Source organism: Nostoc sp. DSM 114167 (assembly GCF_052692655.1).
In genome coordinates this window covers 5,956,001-5,969,561 of record NZ_CP195116.1, presented here as the reverse complement: position 1 = coordinate 5,969,561, position 13,561 = coordinate 5,956,001, and the positions used below count along the sequence as shown (strand labels likewise).

Annotated in this window: 11 protein-coding genes; 7 read left to right on the top strand and 4 right to left on the bottom strand. The window is 42.4% G+C overall.

Features of this window, described 5'->3' with window-relative positions; translation table 11 throughout:
• Positions 1-9: 9 nt before the first annotated feature.
• The 5 genes from NSTC731_RS25405 to NSTC731_RS25385 all read left to right on the top strand — a co-directional run bounded on the left by NSTC731_RS25405 (position 10) and on the right by NSTC731_RS25385 (position 5,517).
• Positions 10-1,383: an alkaline phosphatase family protein gene (locus NSTC731_RS25405; protein WP_445627356.1), complete on the top strand. Its 1,374-nt coding sequence runs from the start codon at positions 10-12 to the stop codon at positions 1,381-1,383.
• A 192-nt stretch (positions 1,384-1,575) separates the two neighbouring features.
• Positions 1,576-3,069, top strand: a complete 1,494-nt coding sequence (locus NSTC731_RS25400) for a catalase (protein WP_445627355.1) — start codon at positions 1,576-1,578, stop codon at positions 3,067-3,069.
• 700 nt (positions 3,070-3,769) lie between these two features.
• Positions 3,770-4,195 carry a hypothetical protein gene (locus NSTC731_RS25395; protein WP_445627354.1) on the top strand — a complete coding sequence of 142 codons (426 nt, stop codon included), beginning with the start codon at positions 3,770-3,772 and terminating at the stop codon, positions 4,193-4,195.
• Positions 4,196-4,986: 791 nt separating this feature from the next.
• Positions 4,987-5,211, top strand: coding sequence for a DUF433 domain-containing protein (locus tag NSTC731_RS25390; protein WP_445627353.1), 225 nt, complete (start codon positions 4,987-4,989; stop codon positions 5,209-5,211).
• A gap of 3 nt (positions 5,212-5,214) precedes the next feature.
• Positions 5,215-5,517: a hypothetical protein gene (locus NSTC731_RS25385; protein WP_445627352.1), complete on the top strand. Its 303-nt coding sequence runs from the start codon at positions 5,215-5,217 to the stop codon at positions 5,515-5,517.
• A 20-nt stretch (positions 5,518-5,537) separates the two neighbouring features.
• On the opposite strand, the gene crtR is transcribed toward NSTC731_RS25385, so the two are convergent.
• The gene (gene crtR, locus NSTC731_RS25380; RefSeq protein ID WP_445627351.1) at positions 5,538-6,428 is read right to left on the bottom strand and encodes a beta-carotene hydroxylase; all 891 of its coding nucleotides are present in this window, start codon (positions 6,426-6,428) and stop codon (positions 5,538-5,540) included.
• 380 nt (positions 6,429-6,808) lie between these two features.
• Between crtR and pyk the strand changes: the two genes are divergently transcribed.
• The gene (gene pyk, locus NSTC731_RS25375; protein ID WP_445627350.1) at positions 6,809-8,578 is read left to right on the top strand and encodes a pyruvate kinase; all 1,770 of its coding nucleotides are present in this window, start codon (positions 6,809-6,811) and stop codon (positions 8,576-8,578) included.
• A gap of 165 nt (positions 8,579-8,743) precedes the next feature.
• On the opposite strand, the gene NSTC731_RS25370 is transcribed toward pyk, so the two are convergent.
• Positions 8,744-10,525 (bottom strand): M61 family metallopeptidase, encoded by a 1,782-nt coding sequence (locus NSTC731_RS25370; protein WP_445627349.1) that lies wholly within the window; start codon positions 10,523-10,525, stop codon positions 8,744-8,746.
• A 426-nt stretch (positions 10,526-10,951) separates the two neighbouring features.
• Here NSTC731_RS25370 and NSTC731_RS25365 point away from each other — a divergent pair, with 426 nt between their 5' ends.
• A complete protein-coding gene (locus tag NSTC731_RS25365) occupies positions 10,952-11,134 on the top strand; it encodes an AAA family ATPase (RefSeq protein WP_445627348.1) in 183 nt (60 codons plus the stop codon).
• Positions 11,135-11,249: 115 nt separating this feature from the next.
• Here the strand turns inward: NSTC731_RS25365 and NSTC731_RS25360 are convergent, their stop codons facing one another.
• Both NSTC731_RS25360 and NSTC731_RS25355 read right to left on the bottom strand, forming a co-directional pair.
• Positions 11,250-11,933 carry a Crp/Fnr family transcriptional regulator gene (locus NSTC731_RS25360; protein ID WP_445627347.1) on the bottom strand — a complete coding sequence of 228 codons (684 nt, stop codon included), beginning with the start codon at positions 11,931-11,933 and terminating at the stop codon, positions 11,250-11,252.
• Between the two features lie 189 nt (positions 11,934-12,122).
• Complete coding sequence (locus NSTC731_RS25355; RefSeq protein ID WP_445627346.1) at positions 12,123-13,391, bottom strand: GspE/PulE/PilB domain-containing protein; 1,269 nt, start codon at positions 13,389-13,391, stop codon at positions 12,123-12,125.
• Positions 13,392-13,561: the final 170 nt, after the last annotated feature.

Below are 13,561 nucleotides of genomic sequence, written 5' to 3'. Positions count from 1 at the left end.
ATTAAGTTTATGCAAAAAACGGTTGTTCTAAATGTAGTGGGATTAACGCCTAGCTTACTAGGAGAAAATACGCCGTTTTTATCTTCTTGGGCTGCTAAGGGGCAGGTAGCGTCTATTGGAAAAGTGCTACCTGCTGTAACTTGTTCGGTTCAGGCTACTTATTTAACAGGAAAATTGCCTAATGAACATGGTATTGTCGCTAATGGCTGGTATTTTCGCGATGAATGTGAAGTGAAGTTTTGGCGGCAATCTAATAAACTAGTGCAAGCTCCCAAAGTTTGGGAAATAGCTAAATCAATCGATCCAAATTTCACTTGTGCCAACCTTTTTTGGTGGTACAACATGTATTCTTCAGTAGATTATGCGATTACGCCGCGCCCGATGTATCCCGCAGATGGGAGAAAATTACCTGATATTTATACCCATCCTAGTGATGTGCGATCGCAAATTCAATCTGATTTAGGAAATTTCCCTTTGTTCGATTTCTGGGGGCCAAAAACTACCATTAGTTCTAGTCAATGGATTGCCAATTCCGCAAAATGGATTGAGGAACGTTACAGCCCGACATTATCACTAGTTTATCTACCACATTTAGATTACTGTCTGCAAAAGTTTGGTAACAATCAAACACAGATTCAAGCAGATTTGCGAGAAATTGATGCTGTTTGTGGCGATTTAATTGAATATTTCCAAGCACGTAATACTCAGGTAGTTATTCTTTCTGAATATGGCATTACGCCAGTTTCTAAAGCGGTGGATTTGAACCGCGTATTACGGGAAAATGGTTTAATTGCTGTGCGAGAAGAATTAGGGCGAGAACTGCTCGATTTTGGTGCTAGCATTGCCTTTGCCGTAGCCGATCATCAAATTGCTCATGTATATGTGAACGATCCGGCGTATATCCCGAAAGTGCGATCGCTTTTAGAAGCGACTGAAGGCGTAGCGCAGGTATTGGATGAAGAGGGAAAACAAGCCTACCATCTCGATCATCCGAGATCGGGAGAGTTGGTGGCGATCGCTGGGTCTGACGCTTGGTTTACCTATTATTATTGGCTCGATGATGCTAAAGCCCCTGATTTTGCTAGAACTGTAGATATCCACCGCAAGCCTGGTTACGATCCTGTAGAACTTTTCCTCGATCCGCAAATAAAATTTCCTCAAGGAAAAATTGCTCTCAAGTTACTTAAAAAACAACTGGGTTTTCGCTACTTAATGGATGTGATCCCTCTGGATGCTTCCCTGGTGCGTGGTTCTCACGGTAATATTACCAGTTCTGTTGCGAATGGGCCTCTATTTATCACCCATCAAACTCACCTAGTTAATGAACATCAAATTGAAGCGACAGATGTTTGCTCGTTGATTCTCAAACATTTAAATACCTGAAAGACAGTATAGAGACGATATATCGTCAATACAAAAAAATTCCTTGTAATTCATAATCATATCGAGTATGTTTTGTATGTAAACTCGTTATGACTATGAATTAGATTGTTCTATCAGTAGGCATCCGTCAATCTACTGAGTAAAATGTACTGTGGGCAATCTAAGTAACTTACATGGAGAGCTTCTTGAACCATGACTGAACCCCAAAACTTGACAACTGCTGACGGTATTCCTGTTGCTGATAACCAGAACTCACTCACGGCTGGAGCGCGCGGCCCTGTATTAATCCAGGATTTCCACCTCTTAGAAAAGCTGGCTCATTTCAACAGAGAACGTATTCCTGAAAGAGTTGTCCACGCTAAAGGTGCGGCTGCTTTCGGTACTTTTACTGTCACCAATGACATCAGCCGCTACAGTAAAGCCAAACTTTTTTCTGAAATTGGCAAGAAAACGGAAGTTCTCTTGCGCTTTTCTACAGTCGGAGGAGAAAAAGGTTCAGCAGATGCCGAGCGCGACCCTAGAGGCTTTGCGATCAAGTTTTACACTGAAGAGGGCAACTGGGATATCACAGGTAACAATACCCCAATTTTCTTCATCCGCGACCCCCTGAAATTTCCTGATTTTATCCACACCCAAAAGCGCAATCCCCAAACTAATTGCAAAGACCATAATGCAAGATGGGATTTTTGGTCACTCAGTCCAGAATCGCTTCACCAAGTGACGATTCTGTTTTCAGACCGGGGAATACCCAAAACCTATCGACACATGGACGGCTTTGGTAGTCATACCTTCAGTTTGATTAACGCTGATGGCGATCGCGTTTGGTGTAAATTTCACTTTAAGACTCTGCAAGGGCATCAAACCTTGACGGAGGAAGAATCAGCTAAGATTAAGGGTGAAGATCCCGATCATGCGACTCACGATCTGTTTGAAGCGATCGCTCAAGGTGATTATCCTAAGTGGCGGATGTGTATTCAGGTGATGACCGAAGAGCAAGCAGCAAAACATCCTGATAATCCTTTTGACTTGACCAAAGTTTGGAAACACTCAGATTATCCTTTAATCGAAGTCGGGATATTAGAGCTAAATCGTAACCCAGAGAATTATTTCGCCGAAGTCGAGCAAGCTGCTTTTAGCCCTAGTGCAGTGGTCGGGGGCGTTAGTTTCTCTCCAGACAAAATGCTGCAAGCTCGGATCTTTTCTTACCCAGATGCTCAACGGTATCGCTTGGGTGGTAACTATCAGCAACTACCTGTCAACCAGCCCAAATGTCCAGTGATGCATTATCAGCGAGATGGCTTTATGGCATCGGGAAACAACCACGGTAGCGTTCCTAACTATGAACCGAATAGTGCTGAGGGTACGCCCAAAGAAAATCCAGCTTATGCAGAACCACCTAGTCATTTGGGCGATGTCACAGTCGATCGTTACAGTCATCGTGAAGGAAACGACGATTACACCCAAGCAGGTAATTTGTATCGGTTACTAACTCCTGAACAGCAAGAGCGTCTGGCTAAAAATATTGTCGGTAGTCTCTCTCAAGCAAGGGAAGACATCCAAATGCGCCAACTTTGCCACTTCTTCCGGGCAGATATTTCTTATGGTCGTCGTGTAGCTGAAGGATTGGGCATTTCAATCGATCCCTCAATGTTTTCTCCAACTGCTCAACCTGTAGGTAATTGGTAGCCTTATCCAATTTTGTGGGGTGGGCCGAAAAGCCATTGGCGTCAACGCCCTTCGGGCAGGGAAAAGGTTAAAGGGGAAAGGGGAAAGGGGAAAGGGAAGCCCATAACTTTAGTTATGGGCTTGAAGTAAAAACGCTTCGCAAGGGTTTGGGGTAAAGGGGAAGGTGGGGTCTCAAGAAGGGGATAAGGGGAGGGTGGGGTACCAAGAAGGGGATAAGGGGTGGGGGAAAGGGATAACACAAGAGTCCTGTTCCTTCTTCCCTTTTACCTTTACCCTTTTCCCTAAGAGTGCAAAAATATATTTTTGCAAGAGGTCTATTATCTGGTTATTGGCACACAGAGAAGTAGGGGAAATAACAAGCTACAGCAGAACATCGATATACGCATTAATAACGAATCAGGCGTGGAAGGATTAGGGGATGCTTACAAGTAGAAGCACTCTAAGTCACCTACCCGGATGCAAAAGTTCAGTTGTGGCGTGAGGATGAACAGACGCTCGTTACGAAAGTTTATGCATATGCACTTTGCTAAGTGAGAGTATCTTAATAATGTAGGAGTTTGCATTCATGATATTCAAAAATTTTTTAGACAAAATCTATCCATATCTTTGGATAGTAAGAAATCAAAGCATTTTTGATACATGCAACTGTTCACCTAAGTTAAGAAAAAAATTAAATAATTATTCTGTGGATAGATAATATATGAATATTAGTAAGCATTCCGATTTAGAAATAGAGATTTTACTTTTGGGGAAATGGCGTTTTAATACTGGTTCGGAAAAAATAACTATTGAATTTAAAGATGATATGACTTATGAACAAACCAGGATTCAAACATTACTTTTATCTAAACCTAAAGAACTTCTAACAGGTAATAAATTTACTGGAGTATGGTACGTTAGTCAAAAAAAGTTGTATTTAAATGTTAAAACTATGCCAAAATCATTTTTTAATTTTAAAATTCCATTAGTCTTTAAGATTTCTATTGCAGATATGGTAGCTACTTTAGGTTCAGTGTTTGTGGCAGAAATGTATGAGGTTATTAGAATTAATAGCTCTAAATTTCTCATAAAAGATAAAGAGCAATCAATTCTTGGGACAAAAATAAATAATATTAGGAAGTACTAGAGAATATTGACAAGCGCGAGCAGATTCGATGGCATATTTATTTGATAACACATTGCCATACTTTATATTTAATTGTAATACTAATTATTTATGAAGCTGCGCTGAATAAGGCTTCAAGAATAAAGTCGTAAGAAGTGAGAGAAGCATCAGTTAAGGGATTTCCAGAGAATAAAATATACTAATTCATATACTAATTAAAATAATAATCATTTTTATAGGGAGAAAGCGGTTGCCGTCTGCAACCGCTTTCTCCCTTTTATAAATATGCAAGACAAGACATAAATCACTCTTTTGATTTTTAGCAAATGCGATCGCATAAAATTAGGTCGTAGCAGAAATTCTCAAAAGGTTTTTGGCGCGATCGCGCAGTTCGCACTTCTTTACCAAAGACTGAACCAACGACAAGCTACTTCGACTTTGCGGTAGTTGAATCTCGACTTACTTCGACTTTGCGGTAGTTGAGCGCAGTCGAAACTCAGTACAAGTCGCTCGATTACCGCGCAGCGATGCACTGAGCCTGTCCTGAGCGTAGCCAAAGGGCGCAGTCGAAGTGTCGAAACTCAGTACAAGTCGCTCGATTACCGCGCAGCGATGCACTGAGCCTGTCCTGAGCGTAGCCGTTGGCGCAGGCTCTCGTAGAGAAGGGCGCAGTCGAAGTGTCGAAACTCAGTATAAGTCTGTTACCACCGTAGACATCGCGATCTGCAAAGTGACAATGGAATATATGATGAGATTTACGAGAGAATCAGAGCTAGGATCGGAAGGTAATTTGTCGCACGCATACTAACTATATGACATCCACATCGCGTGTTGTTCATAGCGACCCTGATATATTGGGGGGAACCCCTGTTTTTGTTGATACTCGTGTGCCGCTAAAAACCTTAGTCGATTATCTGGAAGCGGGTGACTCACTTGATGAGTTTTTAGAGCACTTTCCCAGTGTCAGCCGCGAGCAAGCGATCGCCGCTCTCGAATTAGCAAAGGAAATGCTGACCGCTTATGCGAATTCTGCTTGATGAATGTGTTCCACGACCTTAAAACGCGAACTCACTGATTATGAGGTACGCACGGTTGTGGAGATGGGATGGTCAGGCAAAAAGAATGGTGAGCTATTGCAACTAATGGCGAAGGAGAATTTCACAATTCTCCTTACAACAGACAAAAACTTACGGTATCAGCAAAACTTGCAACAGGCTGGAGTTGCTGTTGTTCTCATCGCGTTTAGTAATCGCCTGCCTGATTTACTTCCTTTGATACCCAGTGTTCGTAGTATTCTAGCTACGATCGTTCCAGGTGTGGTTGTTGAAATAGCAGATTTTTGACTGAGCTTCATAGAACAACTCTATTCTTTTTGATGATGAAACCGAATTCCTAAAAAAATGTCATAAACAAACTCAAAAAAGTCTTTTTTCTGCAACAATCCTGAAGTTTGATAACATCCTTTTTCATCTAAAAGCGGTTTCATTACATAGTATGCAGGTTGATAATTATACCAAGGAATAGAAGGCCACAAATGATGAATTAAGTGGTAATTCTGTCCCATAATCAAGATATTGAGAATTGGGTTAGGATAAACGCGAGCATTTTTCCAGCGATCGCGCTCCGCAAAAGGACGATGGGGTAAATAGTCAAAAAATAATCCTAGTGCTATGCCGACCACAAAAGCCGGTATAAACCAAAAATTGAGAATGTAACCCAAAAAGTGGTACTGTACTGAAATATAAACAATCGCACCGACAATTAAGCGGCTAATGAACCATTCTAATAGTTCATATTTACGCCACAGTCGCCGTTGAAAGAAAAACACCTCGTGGTACAAAAAGCGCACTGCAATCAACCACAACGGCCCACCTGTAGAGACATAATGATCTGGATCGTCTTTGGGATGATTGACATGACCATGATGCTGTAAATGCACCCGCGTAAATACAGGAAAAGCAAAAGCTAGCATCAACGCACTGCCATGTCCTAACATCGCATTTATCACCCGATTGCGATGGGCAGATTGGTGACAAGCATCATGAATTACGGTTCCAGCACAATGTAATGCGATCGTATTAACGTAAAAGCATAGCCAGTGCGGCCATTCCCAGAGCCAGTAACCAAAGTTGGATAACACCAGCATGGATACAGCAACACAAAACAGCAGCAGCGTCGGATTGAAATCACCAGGAGGCGCTAAAAATTCCTTGGGTGGGATTGTCAGTGGCTTTTGTGCCTCCGATGCGATCATCTCTAATATTGACTCCTTTTTGAGCAGACATTACGAATATACGATAAATATTATTGAATAATAAAGTTTTGCAAATTTTTGTATAGCAAGATTTATCCACAGCTTTGCATATCAGCAGATGAATAACGCTATGATTCCAGACGAAGCCTAGTCTTTACTGATAAGTGGGTATGACAATCGGCAAGAAGTTGATGGAATCAACTTCTTCGTTGGGAGGATGGATACAAGATTGATGTACTATATCTAGTCTATCCCACAGCCCCCACTCTCCCATAAACCCTCATCTAACTGCTTATATCTGATTGATATAGCAGTGACTGAAAAGGAGATGCCACTTAAGTTACGATGACTTCCCAGATAGCTCCCTAACTTCAGCCCCTATGCAATTACGAGATTCTCTGCGCCGGACAAAAATTGTCGCTACTATTGGCCCCGCCACTAGCAGTCCTGAAATGCTCAAGGCGATTATTGAAGCGGGAGCCACGACGCTACGGCTAAACTTCTCCCACGGAACTCATGCCGACCATCAGCGTAGTATTCGCTTAATTCGGCAAACCGCTTTTGAATTAAATCAGCCAGTGGCTATTCTCCAAGACTTGCAGGGCCCAAAAATTCGCTTGGGGAAGTTTGACAATGGGTCTATAGTTTTAGCAAAAGGCGATCGCTTCACCTTGACAAATCGTCCAGTGGTAGGAACGCAAGAAATTAGTTGCGTCACCTACGATTATTTAGCCGAAGAAGTCCCAGTTGGGGCAAAAATTCTCCTCGATGATGGACGAGTAGAAATGCTGGTGGAGGAAATAAACCGGGACAAAGGTGATTTGCATTGTCGCGTCACCGTACCTGGTAAACTTTCTAACAACAAAGGCGTAAACTTTCCCGGCGTTTACCTGTCAATTAAGGCAATGACCGAAAAAGATCGAGAGGATCTAATGTTTGGTCTAGATCAGGGTGTCGATTGGGTGGCACTTTCCTTTGTCCGCAATCCCCAGGACATGATCGAAATTAAAGAACTAATTTCTAGTACAGGCAAGCTAGTGCCAGTGGTTGCCAAAATTGAAAAGCATGAAGCCATTGAACAAATGGAAGCGGTTCTGGCTTTGTGTGATGGCGTGATGGTTGCCAGAGGCGACTTAGGGGTGGAATTGCCAGCAGAAGATGTTCCCGTACTCCAAAAGCGACTAATTGCCACAGCAAATCGCTTGGGAATTCCAATCATCACCGCTACTCAAATGTTAGATAGCATGGTGAGCAATCCCCGTCCCACTCGCGCTGAAGTTTCGGATGTGGCAAACGCGATTTTAGACGGCACGGACGCGGTAATGCTCTCCAATGAAACCGCTGTGGGTAGCTTCCCTGTAGAAGCAGTAGCGACGATGGCACGAATTGCCGAACGTATGGAGCAGGAACAAGCCCAACACTTAAACTTACGTTCTTTAAGAGATTCCCGGCGCTCCATTCCCAATGCGATTAGTCAAGCTGTTGGTCAAATTGCCGAACAACTAGGCGCAGCGGCAATTATGACCCTAACCCAAACCGGAGCAACAGCTCGCAATGTCTCTAAGTTCCGTCCCCAAACACCGATTTTGGCAGTGACACCTCATGTAAATGTGGCGCGACAGCTACAGATGGTGTGGGGAGTCAAACCGTTGTTGGTGCTAGGATTACCTTCCACTGGTCAGACATTTCAGGCTGCGATTAACGTGGCTCAGGAACTTCAGTTACTGTCCCAAGGAGATTTAGTAGTGATGACCGCTGGCACACTCCAAGGGATTTCTGGCTCTACAGATTTGATTAAGGTAGAGGTGGTAACAGCAGTACTCGGTCACGGAATTGGGCTGGGACAAGGTTCAGTGAGTGGTCGCGCACGGGTAGCTAATACTGGTATGGATGTGAGTAACTTTAATCCTGGAGATATTTTGGTTGCACCCCGCACTAGTGCCGATTTTGTTGAGGCAATTCGGAAAGCTGCCGGAATTATTACCGAAGATGAAACTCTCACAAGTCACGCAGCAGTAATTGGCTTGCGTCTCGGTGTACCAGTCATTGTTGGTGTGAAGCAGGCAACGCAGGTAATTCGAGATGGGGCGATTATAACGCTGGATCTGCAACGGGGTTTGATTTACTCTGGAGCGGTGAGAACGGCTTAGGATTGGGGAGCAGAGGGGCAGGGGGGCAGGGAGCAGGGGGCAGGGGGCAGGGAGCAGGGGAAAAGGTTAAAGGTTAAAGGGAAAAGGAATAAATTTAATCTTTCCCCTTTTCCCCTTACCCCTTTCCCTTTCCCCATACCCAATCCCCAATGCCCCATGCCCCTTTTAAACAGTAGCGCTCGCAGCCCCAAGCCACCCAGCAAAGTTTTGCTGCTGTGTGGAGTTAGGATGGTCAACAGGCTTTACTTGATATCGAGTTGGATGTGGTAACGCCAGGGTGATGGAATAAGTACGCAGTTCGTCTTGGTGGAAAACTGCGACTTGGATGGTATCGTTTGGTTGGTAATCTTTCAGGCGATCGCTTAAGCTACCTGCTGTTATCTTAATCCCATCAATTGCTAACAACTCATCACCTGCATCGATTCCCCCTACTTGTGCAGGTGAACCAGTCTCCACAAACTTAACGATCTCCCGCCCATTCTCTGTATTTATTCTCACACCCAGGTAAGGTTCTTCCTGCTGTTCGGCTACCAACTGCAAGCCAAAGGGTTCTAAATACTGATTGAAAGGTAAATCATCAGTACTATCAATGTAGCGTTTAAAGAAATCAGTCAAATCGATTCCGGCAACAGATTCGATAACTTCTTGCAACTGTTCTGGGGTATAACCAATTTCATCTTGCCCAAATTGCTGCCACATTTTCAGCATCACGTCATCGAGGGAGCGCTGATTGTTGTGAGTAGAGCGAATCAGTAAATCCAGCAATAACGATACCATTTCTCCTTTTAAATAGTAAGAAATTTGGGAATTACCGCTATTGGCATCCGGGCGATAAAGTTTTATCCAGGCATCAAAACTCGACTCGGAAACGGGTTGTACCTTGCGCCCTGGTGTCATTTCATATCTGGTAATTTCCTTACCTAAGTTATTTAAATACGACTGAACATCAAAAATTCCCGCTCGCAAAGGAATTAACAAGTCATAGTAACTAGTAGTACCTTCACAAAACCATAATGATGGTGTGTAATTTTCTTGGTCGTAATCAAAAACCTCTAATGCTTTTGGGCGAATTCGCTTGACATTCCACAAGTGAAAAAATTCGTGTGCAACTAATTGCAGAAAGCGATCGTATTTTTCCTGAGCGCGAAATCCAAAACGCTGGTAAATTAAGGAGCAAGAGTCTTTATGCTCCAAACCGCCAAAAGCTTGGCTAAATAAATGTAGCAGAAACACATATCGTTTATATGGCAAACCGCCGAACATCTGCGCTTCTACTTGAATAATTTTTTGGATATCAGCAATCATTTGCTGAATTTGGTAATTACCTTGTCCCCAGATTGCCAATTCATGAGGTTTTCCTAATACCTCAAATTTATACAATTGGTGGAAACCAATCTCAAAGGGAGTATCCACCAGAGTATCAAAATCGCTAGCCAAGAAAGTATTTGTTTCCTCGGCAACGGGTGGTAAGGCAGTAGTTACCTGCCATTGTGGCTGTGATGGTACGATGGTGACGCGAATGGGTTGCTTATCCCAGCCAGGTATTCTAAAAAATAGTGCCGCACCGTTAAAATAACCGTGAGTGGTATCTAAGTGATTGGTTCGTACCGATAGCTCATTGGCAAAAATGCGGTAACGTACAGTTAATTCTGAAACATCTATTTTGTCTATCTGCCAATGATTTTTACCAAGCTTACGCCAAGTTAAAGGTTTATTCTCTGCAAAAACCTCAAAATCCTGTAAATTCTTGGCGTATTCCCGGACTAAATAGGAACCTGGTGTCCAAACGGGCAATTTTAAATCAAGAATCGGTGAGGGATAATCGACAAGGTGTAAAGTCACCTCAAACAGATGGGTTTCTGGTTGAGGCATAGCCACCAGGTAATGAATCATTGGCCCAGTTTCCTCAATGTAGGTATTGGGACGAGTTGCTGTTGCTTCAGTCATCTTGTTCGCTGAGATAATTGTTAATAGGCTACGAGATGCAGTGCGATCGCATTGCATCTCGTAGAAAAGACAGTATTGTAAGTTTTGACTCCACGGATAAATCCGCTTTTTCTCAAATAAAGATTACACTTTATTTCTTTTGCATAACTAATATACTACTTATGCATTGTACATAATTACTACAGGCTATTTGAGTATTTCAGCCATATTTAGCAGTCTGCGATGTCTACAATGAGCTACGCCAACGCATCAAAAATCCTTACTGGCGGAGATTCTCTAATTAGAAAACCCATTTTTAATAAAACACTTTTAAAATCTAGTTTCTAGGTTATACCTGGAAATGCTCAAATATAATACCCGTATCCTTTACTTCTCATTAGAAGCCGAAGTTATATCTTCTGAGCTTCGATCGAAAATCGAAAATCCATGACACCTGCCGATCTAAAAGCATATTTAGACAATCTGATCCGTAAAAACTTGCAAATCAGTACGATGATTTGGGGGCCTCCTGGCATTGGCAAATCCAGCATCGTCAGACAGATAGCTCAAGAGTATGATATCGACTTCAAGGGGTCTGTGCCTCCCAAACCTTTATCTGTAGGGGTTTAGAGGCGATTGTCGCCCCTTGAAGAAGTATTTACACCTGTAATAAGAAAGTCAACCGAAGCCTATGTCGGTTGACTTTCTTAATACCAAAATTTGTATCGTTGAATAAATAAAACAATCACACTTTGCCAGCCAAGTTCATCAACTGTTTGAAGTTCACAAGATAAGTGATGTTGTTGACGCTATCAATTTTTATCCACCCTTTTTCATGCAGCTTTTCCATGATTTTGGTGGTTTCTTCAACGCCGATTTCTGTCACCTCTGCTAAATCTTTAAAGGGAATGTTAAAAATTTCTCTTCCTAAGTCTGATTCTTGACCATAGCTTTCACCCAAAGTCACTAGAGTATGAGCAAGTTTAACTGCTGGTGGTGAAGACCGCATTTGTAGGCGCAGGTTAATTTGTCGCAATCGCCGCACCATCAGTTGCAACATCCGGTGATGTAACTGCGGGTCTTTAAACAGTATTTGAATAAACCGCTCTCTGGAGATACTAAGCAATTTCACTGGTGAAAGGGCAATGACATCAGTTGAGCGTGGAGATTCATCCAAAATTGCCATTTCTCCAAAAAAATCGCCACGCCCAAAAATTGCCAAAGCTACTGAATCATCTCCGACGGTACGCCGGACTTTGACCCAACCAGAAACCACCAAGTAAACGGCGTTACCCCAAGCATCTTCCATCACAACGGCTCGTCCAGATGGATATTCATGTTCAATTGCAACGTTGAGTAGCCATTCCAAAGTCTGTGGATTGGCTGTACTCATTAAGGGGAAAAGTTCACTAAAAACCTCAGTTAGCATGAAATATTTGCAACAATAGGATTTAAGAGGGGAAACTAACTTTGCTACTATTTAAGTCTGTTTAAACCGTAATCTTACCCAGAATACGATCGCAAAATTTGTATTTATTTGAAGATGAATCTCTAAGCTTTATCAGTCTGAGATTCCATTACAACATAACAATTATGTATGCTAACGAAATCAGCGTTTTCACTTACTGACTGATGATTTACTCTTTGTTGGTGGATTGCTATCTAGTGCCAGTATTTTGATCTGTTGGTCTAAATTTTTCACTAATTGATTCAGGGTAACTAAAGCCTCTAATTGCTGAGAATCAAGGCTAGGATTCAGTAAAAGTTGTTCTTGTAGTTCATGTAACTTAATGCTTAGTTGCTGAGAAATTCCTAAAGCATCGCGGCCTATACGCGTCAATTGTTGTTGTTGATAGAATTTTAATGCTGCTCCCCGCAATACTTGGAGTGTTGCTTCTTCGCCGTAGATTCCCGGCATGACTCGCAAGCGTAATAATAAGCGATTTTTTTGATACACGTATTCCTTTTCTACCTGTTTTGGTTCTGTAAGCGTGGTTACAGGCAAGGAAGCAAACCGCTTTAATTCATTCAATACTCCTTGAAAAACTGAGAGTGGCAGTTTGTCTAATACAGACTGTAAAACTCCATTGTCACTCCACAGTATTCTGCCTTCGTAAGCTTGTCTTTCTAAGTACAGCCGACCAATTCCTCCAGCGAAAATTCGCCCTAGTAATTCTTCTAGTAATTTTTTTGGTGGCAGTGTTGTTAGCAACTCAATCGGATTCAGTAGTTCGGAAGCTTGTGTGGGAAAAATAGGTAAATTGTTTGATGATGTGGGTTCAGAATCCTCTCCCGACTGAGTTGTGGAAATAGGGGTGAAGAACGTCGTAGTTTGAGATGATTGGTCTAGCTCTGGGATCGGAGGCAAGTCTACCCGTTGTCCAGAATTTTGACGCTTTTGTGTCTGAAACGCCATCAATACAGGTTGTTGATTTGATTCTGAGTCGGCATCTAAAGAAGGACTAGGTATGTCAGTAATCGTAGCTGGGCTATTTGTTGGGGGAAAGTCCACTGTTGGCTGATGCACTTGTTGGGCATCTAGCTGGGATATATTCTTATGGTTGAGGTAGGCTGATAGTATTCTGCGGTGAGCATCGGCTGCGATCGCCTCAATCACCATTGTGCAATTGATAGAAGACAAAATGCGACCAACGTAATCTAGGGCTTCGCTCTCTTCTGGATAAACCATACCTAGCAAGAGGCTTTTGTCTTCTAATCTAAAGGGTAAAATCTGGTGGTAGAGGCAAGCTTCAAAGGACAAAAGATGATCGATTAGGTGGAATATTTGTTCGCGATCGCCTTCTTGCTCCCACCTAGTTTGAGCGGCAGTTAGCATTTGCTGTCCATTTGCTACGGTATCATTTAGTTCGCCCTTTGAAGACAACATAGATTTGATTCGTTGGTGTTTACTTATATTTTGCCTCTAATTCAATAGGTAGTTAATAAAGATACTTTGTTAAATTGTTAAAATTCCAATTATATATACTTAAGTCAATGTAAGTAAAGTATGAATTTTAGATTAGGGGCTGGGGATAATACTGAAAATTGGGCATTGGG